The sequence below is a fragment of the Oscillatoria sp. FACHB-1406 genome, assembly GCF_014698145.1.
Taxonomy (GTDB): Bacteria; Cyanobacteriota; Cyanobacteriia; order Cyanobacteriales; family Spirulinaceae; genus FACHB-1406.
The window spans coordinates 160,690-178,609 of sequence record NZ_JACJSM010000007.1 but is presented as its reverse complement, the minus strand read 5'-3'; the positions used below and the strand labels follow the sequence as shown (position 1 = coordinate 178,609).

Sequence of the window (17,920 nt, the reverse complement as noted above, 5' to 3'; positions counted from 1 at the left end):
TCTAGTCATCTGTCAAAATTATGAGTTACACTCTGCATAGATTAGCTATTGCCAATGGGTATACTAATCTCGCAGGGTAGTGAGACGCAATCGATAAGTATGCCGAAAAACGCGAGTGTCAAAATAACGCTGGTCAATTTTCTTGTTGGTCTACTGTATTACTCCTTAGCTGAATTATCGCGACATCTTGCTTCGACTCCTAATTCCGTCACTCCGGTTTGGCCTCCCGACGGACTTGCTGTTGGCGTAACATTGCTTTATGGCAATTGGATGCTTCCTGGCGTTTTTTTAGGTTCTTTTTTAGCGAATATCCAAGCATTTAGTAGCGCTAATAGTCTAGAAAGTTTATCAATTTCAATCTTTGCCGTTTGCGGAATTGCAGGAGGAACAACTCTCGGAACTTTTTGGGGTACGTCTTTATTGCGCCGAAGGAGTTACTACAGCTATCCATTCAATCGCGTCACTGACGTTATCAAATTTCTGCTTTATTGTGGGTTCCTCTGCCCTGTAGTTAATGCAACAGTAGGCGTAGCGATGCTCATTGTAGCTGCTAAGATACCGGGTTCTGCTTACAAAAGCGTTTGGCTTGTTTGGTGGATTTCTAATGTTGCCGGTATTTTTATTCTTACGCCTTTACTGTTGAGTGTTCGGGAGGGGCTACAATCTTGGCAGTTGAAAAGCAACCGCCAGCACTCCAGGGTTAAATATTTGCGGAAGCAGCCCGCATATTTAGGAAAAAAGATAGCGGAAACGATAATCTTATCGGGGTTGATTTTTTCGATTGGTATTGCTGTCTTCTGGCATCAAAATACTTTTGCCTATATGCTGATTCCTTTACTGGTTTGGTCGGCTTTCCGCTTCGGGCATTTAGGGGCAACGCTGAGTGTGTTTGTCGTCGCGACAATTGCCATTTTAGGTACAGTTCGTAACTTGGGTTATTTTGCTCATCCAGATTTGAATCAATCGTTACTTAATCTGCAATCTTTTATTGCCGTCATTGTGTTTACAACTTTGATTTTAATGGCGATGTTGTCAGAACAGGCACAATCGCGAGTGCGATTGAAAAATGCTTTTAAGGAATTGCAATTAATTAACGAGGCGCTTGAAAAACAAAGTTTTATCCTTGCCGATCGCAATCGGACATTACAGGAAACGCTGCAACAGTTAAAAATCGCGCAAGCGCAAATGATTCAGAGCGAAAAAATGTCGGCATTGGGAATTTTAGTTGCGGGAGTTGCCCACGAAATCAATAATCCCCTAGGATTCCTTAAAGGAAGCTCGATTAATGTCAAAGACTCTATCCAATCTCTATTGGAACATTTAGAACTGTACCGCACGCATTACCCGAATGCAAATATCGAGATTTTAGAGAATGCCGAAGATAACAATATCGATTTTATCTTAACAGATTTACCAAAATTATTAGAATCTATGAAAGGGGCAACCGATCGCATTCAAGCGATTAGTACCAGCCTCGGTATCTTTTCGCGGGCGGATACCGAATCTAAAGTTCTCGCGAATCTCCATGACGGTTTAGATAGCACGTTGTTAATTCTGAAGTACAGGCTCAAAGCGAATGAGGATCGCCCAGCAATTCAAGTCATCAAGGAGTATGGCGACTTACCGTTAGTGGAGTGCTTTCCCGGACAGTTAAATCAAGTCTTCATGAACATTCTGGCTAACGCGATCGATGCCTTAGAAGAGTCTAATGCAGGGCGTAGTTTTACTGAGATTCAACCCAACCCAAACTGCATTACAATTCGGACTCGTGCCGAAGAGGAAGACGTTACAATTGCGATCGCGGATAACGGCAAGGGAATGTCGCCAGAGCTTAAAGCGCGCATCTTCGACCAACTATTTACAACCAAGAGAGTGGGGAAAGGAACGGGATTGGGACTGGCGATCGCCCGTCAAATTATCGAAGAGAAACATGGCGGTCAGCTTAAAGTTCGGTCAGAATGGGGTCAAGGCACTGAATTCTCCATACAACTTCCCCTTACTAACTGAACCATCAGCGAATGATATTCACTTAAGAAGGGTGAGGCGCGTCTGCACTTGAAACGAGTCAAGCTTTCAGGTGTTGCTTATCGAGCGAATTTCACTGCCATCCAAGCCCTAGGGCGTTAACCGTGCAGTATTCTGCTACACCGATCGCTTTTCACTTTTTATAAAATTTTTTAAGCAATCATGTCCGATATCCCTCATCTTTGCCTCAACCGATCGCCTCAACTTCCAGGCTATCACCTCATCGAGCAACTCTATGCCAGTTCCAGAACCCTCGTCTATCGCGCCGAACACCTAGCCACTCAACGTTCGGTCATTATTAAAGTCCTGCAAGCCATTTATCCAAGCTTCAACGAACTGGTTCAGTTCCGCAATCAATACACCATTACTAAAAATCTCAACATCCCCGGTATCATCAATCCTCTCAGCCTCGAACCCTGGCAAAATGGCTATGCCCTCGTTATGGAAGATACCGGCAGCCTCTCCCTAGTACAATATACCCAGCAACAGCCGCTCGACGTAGGCGGGAGCTTGCACGTCGCCCTGCAAATCGCTGAAATTTTGCACCAACTGCACGCCCAGCGCGTCATCCACAAAGATATCAAACCCGCCAATATCCTGATTCACCCCGAAACCGGGCAGATCCAACTCATCGACTTTAGCATTTCGTCGCTACTCCCCAAAGAAACCCAAGAAATCCAGAACCCCAACTCGCTAGAAGGAACGCTAGCTTATATTTCCCCAGAACAAACTGGGAGGATGAATCGAGGGGTAGACTACCGCAGCGACTTCTACAGTTTAGGTGTCACCCTCTACCAACTGCTAAGCGGGCAGTTACCCTTTCAAACCAAAAAGCCACTAGAGTTAGTCCACGCTCATATCGCGCAGTTACCAGTCCCCCTCCACGAGGTTAACCCCGGCATTCCGCCCCAAGTATCGCACATCGTATTAAAACTGCTTGCCAAGAATGCCGAAGATCGCTATCAAAGCGCTTTGGGGCTAAAATACGACCTCGAGCAATGCCAGAAACAATGGCAGGAAAGCGGAACCATCGCCGAGTTTGAGTTGGGGATGCGAGATCTCTGCGATCGCTTCATTATCCCGGAAAAACTCTACGGACGGGAAGCCGAAGTTCAAACCTTGCTCGACGCTTTTGAACGGGTGGCTAACCCCACGAAATCCGCCTCGCACGAGCAGGTTGAAATGATGCTGGTTGCGGGATTTTCCGGAATTGGCAAGACGGTCGTCGTTAACGAAGTTCACAAACCGATCGCGCGCCAGCACGGCTATTTTATCAGAGGCAAGTTCGATCTCTTCAATCGCAATCTTCCGTTTTCCGGCTTTGTCGGAGCCTTCCGGGACTTGATGGCGCAACTACTCTCCGAATCCGAGGGACAATTACAAGCGTGGAAAACCAAGATTTTAGAAGCCCTCGGAGACAGCGGACAAGTCTTAATCGATGTCATTCCCGAACTCGAACAAATCATCGGCCCGCAGCCGCCACTGCTGGAACTTTCTGGTAGCGCCGTCCAGAATCGCTTCAACTTACTCCTCCCTAAATTTATTGCCGTCTTCGCCACTCGCGCCCATCCCCTAGTGATTTTCCTCGACGACCTCCAATGGGTAGATAGCGCGTCGCTGAAGTTAATCGAACTGTTAATGGAAGATCGCCGCCATTTGCTATTGCTGGGAGCTTACCGCGATAATGAAGTTTCGGCCGCTCATCCCTTCATTTTGACGGTGGAAGAATTGAAAAAAGCGGGGAAAATGGTCAATACCATGACCCTCGCACCGCTCGCCTTTGAGGAAACAAACCAATTAGTCGCCGATACCTTACATTGTTCCAAAGAGAGGGCGCGACCGTTAACCGAACTGGTCGATCGCAAAACTCGAGGCAATCCCTTCTTTTTGACGCAATTTCTCAAAGCCTTGCACGACGACGGACAGATTGTTTTCAATCGCGATCGCGGTTACTGGGAATGCGACCTCACCCAAATCAACGATCTTTCGCTAACCGAAGATGTCGTAAGATTCATGGCCGAGCGAGTGCAAAAACTCCCCCCAGAAACCCAATTATTGCTCGAATTAGCCGCTTGTATCGGCAATCAATTCCAACTAGAAACTTTAGCGATCGTTTCCCAGAAACCGCGAGCCGATGTTGCAGTGGCTTTATGGCGCGCCCTCCAAGAAGGACTCATCCTACCGCAGACCGAAATCTATAAGTTTTACCTCAGCACCGAGCAACAGCATTTAACAGAACACCGGCGCGAAAATGTCCACTATCGCTTCCTGCACGATCGCGTCCAGGAAGCCGCTTACTCTCTCATTCCCGAAGCCCAAAAACAAAGCACCCACTATCAAATCGGACAGTTATTGCTCGAGCGTCTTTCGCCCGACGCGCGAGAAGAACGCATCTTTGAACTGGTCAATCAACTCAACTACGGTACGGCTTTAATTTCCGAGCAAGACGAACGCGACGACCTCGCGCGCCTCAATCTCATCGCCTGCCGTAAAGCCAGAGCGGCAACGGCGTACCAAGCCGGATGCGAGTATGCAGAACGGGGATTGAGCTTGCTGGGAGCGCAGGCTTGGGAGCGGCAATACGAAATGAGTTTGGCTTTTTATGAAGCTGCTGCCGAACTGGCAATGCTGGGCGGTGACTTTGAAGCGATGGAACGATATATCGAGATTGCGATCGCGCGATCGCGCGTTTTGCTCGATTGCGCCAGCGTTTATCGCACCCAAATTATTGCCAGTTTCGCTCGAGGTCAACTGATTGAAGCCATTGCCATCGCCCGCAAATTCGCCGCGCAATTCGGAGTGAGCTTTCCCGAGCATCCCACCGAGCAAGACTTAGGGCAAACCATCGACGAAATCAATGCTGCGATCGGTTCGCGCGATGTTGAAAGCTTAATCGACTTGCCGATAATGAGCGATCCCGAAAAAATCGCGATCGTGCAAATTATCACCCGCATTATCCCCGCCGCCCATATCTCCGGGTCGCCCTTATTTCCCTTACTGATATCGTACCCGGTTAAACTTTCGATTCAATTCGGCAATACCAACGCCTCAGCTTTTGCTTACGTTTGCTACGGCATTCTCGCTTGCAATGTTTGGCACGATATCGACAGTGGCGTTAAGTTCGGCAAGCTGGCGCTGAACCTCATCTCCAAGCTCGAGGACAAAGCCGCCCAGCCCGAGGTCTTATTCGTTGCGGGAATGTTTCTGCTGCACCGCAACGCCCACACCCGAGAAATGTTACCGCTCATCAAACAAGGCTACGCCGCAGCGATAGAAGTCGGCAACCTCGAATTTGTCGGTTTTCTAGCCCATTTATACTGTCTTAATTCCTTTTGGTGCGGTCAGCCGCTGGAATCTTTAGAGCAAGAAACTCGCGCTTACACCGAAGCGCTGGTTCACTTCAAGCAAAAACCCCCCGAAAAGTGGTGTCGCATTTATTGGCAGCCCATTCTCAATTTGTTGGGAGCGAGCGCGAACCCCTGTATTTTATCCGGCGAAGCGCTCGAAGAAGAAACCGATATCCCCCGCGCGATCGAAGCGAAGGACGTGCATGGCTTGTGTTTTTTCCACCTCTACAAGTTAATGCTGTGCTATTTATTTGAGGATATCGAATCGGCGCGCCAGCAGAGTGTTGAAGTCGAGCGTTATCTCGTGGCGGGGGCGGGGATGATTGGCGAACCCGCGTACTATTTCTACGATTCGCTCAGTCTGCTTGCCCAACTAGACGCGCAAGCGCCAGAAGCCGCCGCCGCCTTCGAGCGAGTCGCTCGCAACCAACAGCAACTCACCGATTATTGGGCGCGCTACGCCCCCATGAACCACCAGCATAAGGTGGATCTCGTCGAAGCCGAGCAATGCCGCGTCTTGGGGCAAAATCATCAAGCTCGCGATGGATACGATCGCGCGATCGCCACTGCGAAAACCAACGGCAACCTTCCCGAAGAGAGCCTCGCGAACGAACTCGCCGCCAAATTTTATCTCAACTGCGGCAAAATTAACGTTGCGGCGGGCTATATGCAAGATGCTTACTACGGGTATGCCAAATGGGGTGCAAAAGCCAAAACCAACGAATTAGAACTGCGTTATTCCTGTCTGTTGGAACCGATCCTACAAAAAGCCACATCCTCACTAGCGATTTTAGAAACCCTAGCCAATCAGAACGCTTCGGCCTACCCAACCCACAGCCAGACTTCTTCGAGTACGACGCTTAATAATACCTTTGATTTTGCTGCGCTGTTGAAGGTTTCCCAGACGATATCGAGCGCGATTCAACTCGATGAATTACTAGAAATTCTCGTTAGCACGATGCTCGAAAATTCGGGCGCGGATAAATGTGCATTGATTCTATATCGCCAAGGTGAAGGGCAGGTTCGAGTGATGGCAAATTTAAAAGACATCACTTTACAAGCCGTTCCCTTAGAAAACAATCCAACCCTTCCCGTTCGAGCCATCCAGTATGTCAAAAATACCTTAAAAACCGTTATTATCGACCATCTCCAAACCGAGCTACCCGTTATCGATCGCTATTTAGAGGAGCATCGACCCAAAAGCGTACTGTGTTTGCCGATAATCGCCCCCATGAGGAGCCAAGTAGCCCAGCAAAACAATTTAGTTGGAGTTTTATATCTCGAAAATCAGGAAGCGCGGGGAGTTTTCACTCGAGAGCGCCTTCTGGTTCTCAACTTTCTCTGCACTCAAGCAGCGATTTCTCTTGAAAATGCAAGGCTCTACCAGCAAGCCCGAGACTATACCCAAAAACTGGAGCAATCGCAATTGCAATTGGTACAAAGCGAAAAAATGTCGGCGTTGGGCAATTTAGTTGCCGGTGTCGCTCACGAAATTAACAATCCAGTGGGGTTTATTGCTGGGAATATTACCGAAGTCAGTATTGCCGTTCGGGATTTAACAGAATACCTAGAACTCTATCGAGAAAAGTGTCCCTTTACTAGCGAGGAAGTTGCTAAAAAAGCCAAAGAAATTGACTTGGAATATCTGTTAGAAGATTTGCCCAAAATGTTGGAATCGATGCAGGTTGGATGCGAGCGAATTGCTAGTATTAGTACCAGTTTGCGGACGTTCTCCCGGGCGGATCGAGATGAGAAAGTTCCTTTCAACCTTCATGAAGGTCTTGACAGTACGCTTTTGATTCTCAAACATCGCCTCAAAGCGACAAAGGAACGTCCGGCGATTGAAGTCGCAACCGATTACGGCGTTCTGCCGGAAGTGGATTGTTTTCCCGGACAACTCAATCAGGTGTTTTTGAATATTATTGCTAATGCGATCGATGCGTTAGAGGAGGCGAATTCCGGGCGCAGTTTTGACGAGATTGAAGCCCAGCAAAATCGCGTGACCATTCAGACTCGGTTTGAAGGAGAGTTCGTTAAAATTGCGATCGCGGATAACGGCAAGGGAATGTCGCCCGAAGTGAAAGCACGTATTTTCGACCACCTTTTCACCACAAAAGCGGTAGGGAAAGGAACGGGGCTGGGATTGGCGATCGCACGGCAAATTATCGTTGAAAAACACGGCGGCGCGATCGCGGTCAACTCCGAACCGGGTAGAGGAACGGAATTTATCTTAACACTCCCCCTGTATTAACGCCGCCACGACCGATCGGCGCGAGTAATCTACTTTTACAATTTGGGAGAAGAAAAAATGGTTGACCGAAGTTCGATAAAGGGCATACTAACTTGAGAAGATGTCGCCACTGATTGCTACTCGCGACCCCCGTTCAAAATGCTCGTCAAACTTAAACCCATCTTTTTGTTCCTGTTTGCGATCGCGCTCGTCGTCACGACAAGCGTTCAGGGATGCGTCGCCAAACTCGATTCGTCCCCCAAACCCCTGCGCGTGGGGATGAATAACTGGCCCGGATACGCGATCGCGCTTTACGCCAAAGATGCAGGGTTATTTAAAAAACGCGGCCTCAACGTCGAACTGGTACGATTCAACAACCAGCAAGACAACATCCGAGCCACAATTCGCGGTTCCCTCGATGCCAGTTTCGTCCCACTCTGGGAAGCGATGCAAGTCGATCCCGGAGACGATCGCCCCGCCTACATCATGGCCGTCGATATTTCCTACGGTTCCGACGGCATCGTTGCACGCCCCAACCTCAACTCCGTCGCCGAACTGCGCGGAAAAACCGTCGCCGCCAAACTCGGAACCGTCAGTCACCTCATCCTCTTAGAAGCCTTAAAAGCCAGCAAACTCCAACCCAACGATATTGAAATCAAAGATGTCTCCAACGACACCGCAGTACAACTGTTAAAACAAGGTCAAGTCGATGCTGCCGTCGTTTGGGAACCCTTACTCGGGCAAACCGCCCGAGAAATCGGAGGCAAAATCATTTTTACCACCAAAGACGTGGATAGTCTTGTGATTGACGGTTTGGCAACGCGCGCCAGTTACGCCAACGAACACCAAGCCGAACTCGTTCAATTCATCCTCGCTTGGTTCGATACTATCCATGCAGTAGAAACTCAACCCGATAAAGTCTTTGAAAATATCGCTCAACAATTAAACCAAACCAAAGAATCTTTTACCAAAGACTATTCCGGACTCAAACAAGGCGATATCGCCCTCAATCAACGGATGTTTGACAATCGCCTCCAGCAAGCCAAACAAGAAATCATCCAACTCCTCAAAAACGATACTCGCCATCGCCAAGTCATCCGCGAAGATATCCAAATCGACGATCGCGCGGTTAAAACCGCCATGAAGGAATGGAAAAAACCATAACCCACACCTCCTCCCCCAAACGGCGCAGTCTCTCCCAACAACTACTCGGCAGCTTGGGGCTTTCCCTCATTGCGGTCGGACTCACCACCCTCGGCCTCAACTATCACTTAACCCGCCGCAATTTAGAGCAACAAGTCCAACAACGCGCCTCTTCCATCAATCAAGGATTGCAATTTGCTACCGAAGGATTGCTCGAACTCGACAACACCAGCGTTTTACAGCGCGTTGTCCAGAACTACGCGACCCTACCCGCTGTGAAGGAAATTGCGATCGTCCGCCCCGACGGACGGGTTATCGCGCATAGTTCCGGGTTTACCCAAACTCGTCCTTATAAGGACGTTTATCCTCAACTGGCAGCCCGGATGGAACAAACTGCCAGTACGGGGGTAGAAACGAGCGATCGCCTGCTTCTACAAGGCAAAACGGTGTTAGTGGGTTTACTCCCTTTCAGTAGTGCCTTATTCAGTGCGGGCGGCAAACGGGGACTCGCGATCGTGATGTTGGATGCCGAACAAATGCAGGAAAACGTTCAGCAAACCTTTCTCACCTCCACCATTACCCTGATCGCGGGCATTGCCGTCATCTTGGGGCTAACCGCCTTCCTGATTCGTCGCAGCGTTGTCAATCCGATTTATCGCTTGCAGCAAGCCATCCTTCACAGTCGCGAAACCGAGCATTTTACGACACCCCCCGCAATGCCCGCCAATGAAATTGGTTTCCTTGCTGCGACCTTTAGCGATATTTTTAGCCAAAACCTGGTGTTACTCGAACAAGCCCGCAATCAAACGCTTGCCCTCGCGATCGCGAAGGATGCAGCCGACAGCGCCAACCAAGCCAAAAGTGAATTCCTCGCCAATATGAGTCACGAACTGCGAACTCCGCTCAACGGCATTCTCGGTTACGCTCAAATCCTCAGTCGCTCTAAAGTTCTTCCTGAAAAAGAGCGTAACGGCATCGATATTATCTATCAATGCGGTTCCCATCTGCTCACCTTAATTAACGACATTCTCGACCTCTCCAAAATTGAAGCCCGCAAGCTCGAACTCGCTCCCAAAGCGATTCATGTCTGTTCTTTCCTGCAAAGTGTTGTCGAAATTTGTCGGATTCGAGCCGAGCAAAAAGGAGTCGATTTTATCACACAATTCGATCCCAATCTGCCGGAAAGTGTTGAAGTTGATGAAAAACGCCTGCGTCAAGTTTTAATTAATTTGCTCGGCAATGCGATTAAATTTACCGATTGCGGCTCGGTTTCGCTGACGGTAGCAGCAAGCGATCGCTCTTCTCCTACCGACGTTCGCTTGAAATTTCTGATCGCCGATACCGGCGTGGGGATTGCACCGGAAGACCGCGATCGCCTTTTCCAAGCGTTTGAACAAGTCGGCGATAAGACGCGCCAAGCGGAAGGAACGGGCTTGGGATTGGCGATCTGCCAGCAGATTGTCGGGTTGATGGGAGGACGCATCCAGGTCGAAAGTCAACTTGGAATTGGCAGTCAATTTTTCTTTGAAGTCGAACTGCCGATCGGTACCGATTGGGTTCGACAAAATTCCATCCATCGGGGTCAAACGATCGTCGGTTACACAGGGCCGCGCCGTTACATTCTCGTCATCGACGATCGCTGGGAAAATACTACCGTTTTGGTCAACTTATTAGAACCCCTCGGTTTTATCGTCAGGACTGCCCTCAATGGGCGCGAAGGATGGGAGAAAATGCGCCAAGAACGCCCCGATTTGGTTATCACCGATATCGTCATGCCCGTCATGAACGGGTTTGAATTGCTCGAGCGGGTTCGCCAAGACCCGGATCTCGAGTCTTTAAAGGTGCTGGTATCTTCTGCCTCCGTGTCGGAAATCGATCGCCAGAAGTCTCTCAACGCCGGGGGCGATGATTTTCTGAACAAACCCGTTGATGCCAATGAATTATTTGACCTAATCCGGACCTATATCGAGCTAGACTGGGTTTATGAATCTGTAGCGATCGATGCACCTTCTGAGGGAGAATCTTCATCAGGCATCCTCTACCCCCCCTCGGAAGAAGTGGCTGTCTTGCTGGAATTGGCACGGGAAGCTAATTTAAAAGCGTTGCGCGAGCGTATCCAAAGCTTAGTGGCATCGGACGAGCGCTATTCTGGGTTTGCAGCGCCCATCCTTAAGTTGGCCAAAAAATTTCAGGCTGAAGAAATCGAAGAATTACTGCAAAATTATCGGGTTGAGGATAAGGTTTAATGTCGAGTCAGGGACGGATTTTAGTTGTTGATGATACGCCAGCTAATTTAGAAGTTATTGGTGAAATGCTGGCTGAAGTGGGCTACACAATAGCGACCGCGATTGATGGAGAGCGCGCCCTCAAGCGCGTGCAAACCCACCCTCCGGAATTGATTTTGTTGGACGTACAAATGCCGGGAATCGATGGCTTTGAAACCTGTCGGCGACTGAAAGCCGATCCGAAGACAGCAGATATCCCTATTATCTTTATTACCGCCCTATCGGATACTGACAGCAAAGTCAAGGGGTTCGCTGTCGGTGCAGTGGACTATATTGCTAAACCCTTTCAAGAGCAAGAAGTGCTGGCTAGAATTAAGACTCACCTCCAACTCCAGCAACTCAAACAACATCTAGAAGAGCAGGTTGAGGAACGAACCCTTGCACTGAAGGCTGTATTAAAGAAACTTTCCCAGTCTCAACTGCAATTAATTCAGAGCGAAAAGATGTCGGCTTTGGGGAATTTAGTCGCCGGAGTCGCTCACGAAATTAACAATCCGATTGGGTCGATTGTCGGCAATGTCAGCGCGATTGAAACTTATATTATGGATTTGTTGCATCTGCTCGATCGCTACACCGAGAGCTATCCTCATGTCAGTGCGGAAATTGAAGACTTACTCGAGGAGATCGATCTCGATTACCTGCGGCGAGATTTGCCGAAAATCATCGCTGCGATGAAAGATGGAAGCGCTCGCATTAAAGCAATTAGTAAGAGTCTCCGCATCTTTTCTCGAGCCGAGAGTCAACTCAAGCAACCGTTTAATCTGCACGAAGGAATTGATAGTACCCTCCTGATTCTGCGGCATCGCCTTAAAGCGAACGAAGTTCGTCCGGAAATTGAAGTTTTTACCGATTACGGTAATCTCCCCGAAGTCACTTGTTTCGCCGGACAGGTCAATCAGGTATTTATGAATATTATTGCTAACGCGATCGATGCGTTAGAAGAGTCTAATGCGGGACGCAGTTTTGCTGAGATTCAAGCTAAGCCCAATCGGATTACGATTCAGACGCGCCTCGAAGAAGGATGGGTTAAGATCGCGATCGCCGATAACGGTTCGGGAATGGCGAGCGAAATCAGACATCGCATCTTCGATCATCTGTTCACCACTAAAATGGTGGGAAAAGGAACGGGATTGGGACTGGCGATCGCGCGGCAAATTATTGTTGAAAAACACGGCGGTAAACTGGAAGCGCGATCGCAATTGGGTCAGGGGAGCGAATTTTGCATACACCTGCCCCTCTAGCCCCCGAGCTTACGGGGTCAGGACTTTCGCCGTTTGCTTGTCGAAGTCGAATCGGACTTGGATTAGCAATTTTTTTGAAGCCAGCCATCAACACGATCGCGCTTGATGAACGAAGGAATCGAGGCAAAAATCATCCACATTACAGAAGATTTGAGGGAAGTCAAGACGAGATATAATAAATAATTATCGTGGTTGAGGATTTTGGAAATTATTGGGCTGAAAGTATTGTCCTGTCTCGGTAACAACAATTTTTCTTCCCTCGAACTAACGTATCGATCGTTGCTAATACTACTGACCCGATGTCAACCTTTCACAATTCGATCGCCCAATACTACCACCAGCGCACCAAGTACGATCCCGAAACGATTGCCTCTAAAGGAAAAACGCTCGACCCATCCCAGCAGCCTTATCCTTTTAAGGAGTACAAAATTGGGCAGGTTTTTGACCTGAAAGCCGTATTATCCGACGGCGATAGCGGTTCGCGGGCGGCGCGACAATGGCGGCGACTGTCTCGCTTTTTGCTGTGCAGCTACGGGATTACGGCGAAAATGGCGACATTGTTCGGTCCGCCTGTTTATTTGCGCGCCGCCCCTTCGGCGGGGGGGTTATATCCCGCCGAACTCTACCTGATTTCGCGCGGGACGGAAATTTTGCCCCCCGGTCTTTATAATTATCAAGGCCAAACTCATTCCTTAGTTCGTTTTTGGGAAAAAGAGGTCAGCCTGGAGTTGCAAGGGGCTTGTTTCAATCATCCTGCGATCGCGCAAATTCCCTTAACTCTTATCGTTTCGGCGATTTTTTATCGTTCGGCTTGGCGCTACGAAGATCGCGCCTATCGTCGCATTTTTCTCGATACGGGACATCTGTTGGGCAATCTCGAACTGGCAGGCGCAATTAATGGTTATCGCCCTCATTTAATTGGCGGTTTTAATGACGAGGCAATCGACAATTTACTTTATTTTGATGCGGAACGCGAAGGCGCGATCGCAGTTTTACCCCTCGCTGACGTGGAAGCAGGCGAACCGACTTCGCGATTGAGCCGAACGGTTCTTCCTTCGACGATTGAGAGAGACTATCCCGAACTATCCGATGGCGAACTTCTCGGTTATTTGCACCGCGCTACAAAAATTAAAACCCTGCAATCAACCGCAGAACCCCTGCAAGAAGCGAGCTTAGAAGATAAGTATAATTTTCCGTTCTGTTTGAAAGTTCCGATGGCAACTCCCCCGATTGACTTTGGGGAAAGGTTGAAAGGATTGGAACAGACGATATTGCGGCGGCGTTCGACGCGCACCTATTCTGGAGGAAGTTTAAATTTAGCCGAGTTGAAAGCAATTTTGGGGTTCACCTACCAGCCCCAAGATTATAGCGCTCGCGGACTGGATGCTGCGCCGGACTATTTCGATCTCGGTTTGCTGCAAACTTTTATTGTGGTTTTAAATGTCGAAGATCTCGATGTCGGCTGCTATTATTTTGCCCCTCAAGCACAAGAATTACGGCAAATTCGTTTTAAAAACTTTCAACAGGAGGTGCATTACCTCTGTTTGGGGCAAGAGTTAGGAAGAGATGCAGGAGTCGTCGTGTTTCATACGGCTGACTTGCAACGCGCGATCGCGAAATACGGCGATCGCGCTTACCGTTACTTGCATATGGATGCCGGACACCTCGGACAACGCCTCAATCTCATAGCGATTCATCTCGGCTTAGGGGTTAGCGGAATCGGCGGTTTCTTTGACGATCGCGCTAATGAAGTTTTAGGGATTCCTGCTGATGAAGCGATCGTTTACATTACCACTTTGGGCAGACCGCGTAATGAAGAATAAGAGTTTCAATCAATTTTAAAGAATTACTTGATAATTAACAAAACACCAGCGATGAAGCCAATCGTATATCCCAAGGCATGAGCTAAAAAGCTCACCTGCGGCATGGCATAATCAAAGATAATTTGCACGATAATAATGAGAGCCACTAATCGCAAGCGTTGAGCGGCTATTCGGCTCTTTTCAAACAGCCAACCTTTGAGTAAAATTGCCGTCGTGCTGCCGATTAAGCCCATAATTGAAGCCGAAGCACCAACTAATAATAATTGTTCGGGGGAGTTGACACGAAGGGCGATTTGAGCAAACGCATACATCGAACCAATTCCGGAGAGAAAATAAATCAGTAAATAGCGGAAAAATTGTAAGCGCAACTCGACAAAAGGGCCGAGTAGATATAGCCCGATCATATTGGTAATCAGATGGGCCGCCCCAAAATGGAGAAAGTTAGCATTAACTAATCGCCACCATTGACCGCTTTGAATTTCTGTAGGAACGACAGCACCGAGTTGATATAATACTTCTTCATTTTCACTGCCGCCCAGTTTTATTTCTAGCAGAAAGAAAACGCAATTAATCGCAATTAAAGTGTAAGTTGCATAAGCGGCTTTAGGAATAAAAGTAAGGGCGCGAGCGTAAGAGATAGGCTCTTTCACTTCTCGGCAAAAATTAGAGACAATAGCACGAGAACGATCGGCTAGCGGCAGCGAGTTTAACCGGTTTTCTTGCGCCAAACGCCAAGCAATGGAATTGCTGAGTAGGGCATCTTCGGAGGTGGATAGGGCGGCGAGTTTTTCGCGGTAGGAGAGTTCTTGAGGTTGGGCGGCGATGTGAGCGGTTAAGAGCCAAAATTCTTTGATTTTCGGGCTATAGCTTTTTAAGGAACTGTCGAAGAGTTGTGCGACTTGCTGGGGATAACCGCAGAAGGCAAGGGTTAACATTCGGACCCAATTAGCCGCGATCGCGTTACGATTTTGTTCGAGCAAAGGTAAGTAACGTTCGGCTTGCACTGCGAGAACATCAAGTTCTCCCACTTCGCCCAAGGCGCGCAAATAATGAGGCAGGAGATGGGTTTCTTGACGTAGGAGGCTATCGGGAATGTGGCATTCTACCCAAGTACGCAGTTCTTCCCAATAGGCTCCTATTGAGTAGAGTAAGGTGGTGGCTTGACGGCCAAAAGGCGTTTGTTCGCTGCGATATTTGTCTAAAATAGCGATCGCGTCGTTCATTGCGCCCTGTTGTCCCATCTCCAGCGCGAGTAACAGTTGGGGGTGTTCCAGCCAACCATCAGCGGGGTGCAGCCAGCGCAATTGCATCGCCAATCTGCGTGCCGTTCGATAGCGCTGTTGGAAAACGAGTTTGTTAACTCGAGCCGAACCGAGCAAGGGCAGTAAAATTAACATACCCCACAAACTCCCGCCAATCGCGATCGCTACTTTGGGAGCCAAAAAAGCTAAAGCAATTGTCAGTGCTAAAATACAACTCGATACAACGCTCCAACCTCGATAGTAAGGCGAACGAATCGCTCGAATTAAGATTGAAAAGCAGGAGAGGCACACCGTCCAAAGGAGCAAGATATCGAGAGACATTTAGGGAATTATGAATGATGAATTATGAGTTATGAATGGGGAATTGGGAATTCTGAGTGATGAATTACGAATTACGAATTACGAATTACGAACTACGAATTACGAATTACGAATTATCTAAATGCTTTAATAAAGTCGATCGCGGCAAAGGGCCTTGCAAATGTTCCCACGGCAAAACTCGTTCTCTTTCCCAGCACGAATGAACGTAAAAGTCAAGCGGCGGTAACTTTCCTTTTAATTCCTTAAAAGCGCGCTTGTAACTGCCGAGAGAATCGCCATAATGCCGCGTCAGTTCTAGCAAAGGTGCAAGACGGCGATCTCCGCGCGAAATCAGCGCTTGTATGACCGACCAATTATAACTCTCCGGTCGCAAGTCTATCCCTTTAGAACGCAATTGTTTTTGCAGCCATTGCAAGCGTTTTTGCGCGTCGGGGTTGACTCCGAACCATTGAAACGGCGTATGGGATTTGGGAACGAAGGTGCTGCACCCAAAGGTTAAACGCAATCCCGGCGCAACTTTTTTCACGGCTTGCAACATCGCGACGGTTGCTTCGAGGTCGCTTTGCTCTTCACCTGGTATGCCCACCATACCATAAAGTTTCATCGCTTTTAAGCCGCCCGCGATCGCGTTTTTCGCTGCTTCGATAATCTCCTCATTACTCAGCTTTTTATTAACAATACGGCGCAACTTTTCCGAACCACTTTCTACGGCAATCGTAATCGAATGCGTATCCCGTTTAGTCAGCGTTCTTGCCAACTTTTCCGTTACTGTATTCGTCCGTACTGAAGCAATACTCAAGCGAACGTCATCGAATTTAGGCTGAGCAATAAAATCGAGTAAATTTTCAAACTCTGGATGTTGCGTTACCGATGCGCCCAACAAACCAAGGCGATGAGTATACTGCAATCCGCGTTCGATCGCGGGAATTAAAGCATCTTCTAAACTCGCTGTCCGAAAGGGTAAAGTTAAATAACTCGCAAGGCAAAAACGGCACATTTCCGGACAGCTTCGCACCACTTCTACCATATAAATATTTTCCCAAGCTGCCTTTTCCGTCACGACAACCGAGGCGGATAGAGTATTGCCGCGATAGGTTTGTTTTTGGATAATGGCGGGAATGTCGCTATCTATCGGTTGAATCGACTCAATTTCGCCGTCGGGACTGGTATAGGTAATTTCGTATAAACTGGGGACATAAACGCCGGGAACTGTTGCGAGATGGCGCAATTGAGTGGTGCGGGGTTGCGTTCTGACTTCTTGATAAGCATCGATGAAGCGATCGAGTAATTCTTCGCCATCGCCCAATAAAATAATATCGAAAAAGGCAGAAAAGGGTTCGGGATTGGCTGTTAATACCGCACCGCCACCAAAAATGAGGGGCGTATTTTCGCTGCGTTGTTCGGCGCGTAGGGGAACTTGAAGCGATTCGAGTAAATTCAAGATATTGATGTAGTCTAATTCCCAAGAAACCGAAAATCCTAATAATTCGGGATGGTGGGGGAGGGGTTCGCGCGCGTCGGTAAATAAACGAGAAACTTCGAGATCCGATCGCACGGCTAAAGTCGCCCAAACGACTTGATACCCTAAACTAGAAATTCCGACGTTGTATTCATTCGGAAAAGCAAAAATAACCGGAATTGCATCGAATTCCGGTGTTGCAGGCGAAAAAAGTAGGCGTTCGCTGTTAAAAACAGACATAGGTTAATTGACAATGGATAATGGATAACGAACCGATTTAAATTTAACGATAAAAAGGAGTCATTAAATTACGAATTACGAATTACGAATTACGAATTAATATTATTTGTTCAATTGTCGAATAAATTCTAAAGGTAGGCCGTCGGCATCGGCAATAAAAGTGACTTCATAGACGCGATCGCCGATCGCTTGTTGTTGCGGTGCGAGCAAAATCTTTAGTGGTTGCAAAGCCGAGGCTTCCGTTTGCGAAACCTGCAAAATCCGAACTTGCAAATCTTGCAACCAACTCGATAAATCGGGGCAAGAATCGGTTAGATCGAAAGAAAGATGATAGAAGCCGACATAATGTTCGTCGTTGAAGGCATCGGGTGCGGGGGCAGGTTCGGGAATTTGAATGAGTTCGATTCGCCCATTGAGTCCTTCCATCCAACAAGCAAGCGTGTAGCCGGTGGTAAAGCGATCGCAAACGGTAAATCCCAACTGTTCGTAAAACGCGATCGCGCGGTGAATATCGGCCGTGCGAATCGAAGCGTGATGAAACATC

Annotated in this window: 9 protein-coding genes; 6 read left to right on the top strand and 3 right to left on the bottom strand. The window is 48.3% G+C overall.

The genetic code is table 11. The features are described 5' to 3' along the window. Positions 1-99 precede the first annotated feature (99 nt). From H6G50_RS24535 to H6G50_RS10130, 6 genes are all read left to right on the top strand, one after another. On the top strand, positions 100-2,007 hold the full coding sequence (locus H6G50_RS24535; RefSeq protein ID WP_190715780.1) for an MASE1 domain-containing protein: 1,908 nt from the start codon (positions 100-102) through the stop codon (positions 2,005-2,007). 180 nt (positions 2,008-2,187) lie between these two features. Further along, a complete protein-coding gene (locus H6G50_RS10150; protein ID WP_190715778.1) occupies positions 2,188-7,623 on the top strand; it encodes an ATP-binding sensor histidine kinase in 5,436 nt (1,811 codons plus the stop codon). Between the two features lie 138 nt (positions 7,624-7,761). Continuing rightward, positions 7,762-8,766: an ABC transporter substrate-binding protein gene (locus tag H6G50_RS10145; RefSeq protein ID WP_190715776.1), complete on the top strand. Its 1,005-nt coding sequence runs from the start codon at positions 7,762-7,764 to the stop codon at positions 8,764-8,766. After that, the gene (locus H6G50_RS10140) at positions 8,751-10,991 is read left to right on the top strand and encodes an ATP-binding protein (RefSeq protein WP_190715774.1); all 2,241 of its coding nucleotides are present in this window, start codon (positions 8,751-8,753) and stop codon (positions 10,989-10,991) included. Before H6G50_RS10145 ends, H6G50_RS10140 begins: the two co-directional genes overlap by 16 nt. Continuing rightward, on the top strand, positions 10,991-12,271 hold the full coding sequence (locus H6G50_RS10135; RefSeq protein ID WP_190715773.1) for a response regulator: 1,281 nt from the start codon (positions 10,991-10,993) through the stop codon (positions 12,269-12,271). The genes H6G50_RS10140 and H6G50_RS10135 overlap by 1 nt, the downstream gene beginning before the upstream one ends. Before the next feature lie 299 nt (positions 12,272-12,570). Then, the gene (locus H6G50_RS10130) at positions 12,571-14,094 is read left to right on the top strand and encodes a SagB/ThcOx family dehydrogenase (protein WP_190715772.1); all 1,524 of its coding nucleotides are present in this window, start codon (positions 12,571-12,573) and stop codon (positions 14,092-14,094) included. A gap of 23 nt (positions 14,095-14,117) precedes the next feature. Here H6G50_RS10130 and H6G50_RS10125 read toward each other — a convergent pair whose 3' ends face one another. From H6G50_RS10125 to H6G50_RS10115, 3 genes are all read right to left on the bottom strand, one after another. Further along, positions 14,118-15,677: a rhomboid family intramembrane serine protease gene (locus tag H6G50_RS10125; RefSeq protein ID WP_190715771.1), complete on the bottom strand. Its 1,560-nt coding sequence runs from the start codon at positions 15,675-15,677 to the stop codon at positions 14,118-14,120. 106 nt (positions 15,678-15,783) lie between these two features. Next, positions 15,784-17,376 carry a radical SAM protein gene (locus H6G50_RS10120; protein WP_190715770.1) on the bottom strand — a complete coding sequence of 531 codons (1,593 nt, stop codon included), beginning with the start codon at positions 17,374-17,376 and terminating at the stop codon, positions 15,784-15,786. A 102-nt stretch (positions 17,377-17,478) separates the two neighbouring features. Next, positions 17,479-17,919 carry a VOC family protein gene (locus H6G50_RS10115; protein WP_190715769.1) on the bottom strand — a complete coding sequence of 147 codons (441 nt, stop codon included), beginning with the start codon at positions 17,917-17,919 and terminating at the stop codon, positions 17,479-17,481. Position 17,920: the final 1 nt, after the last annotated feature.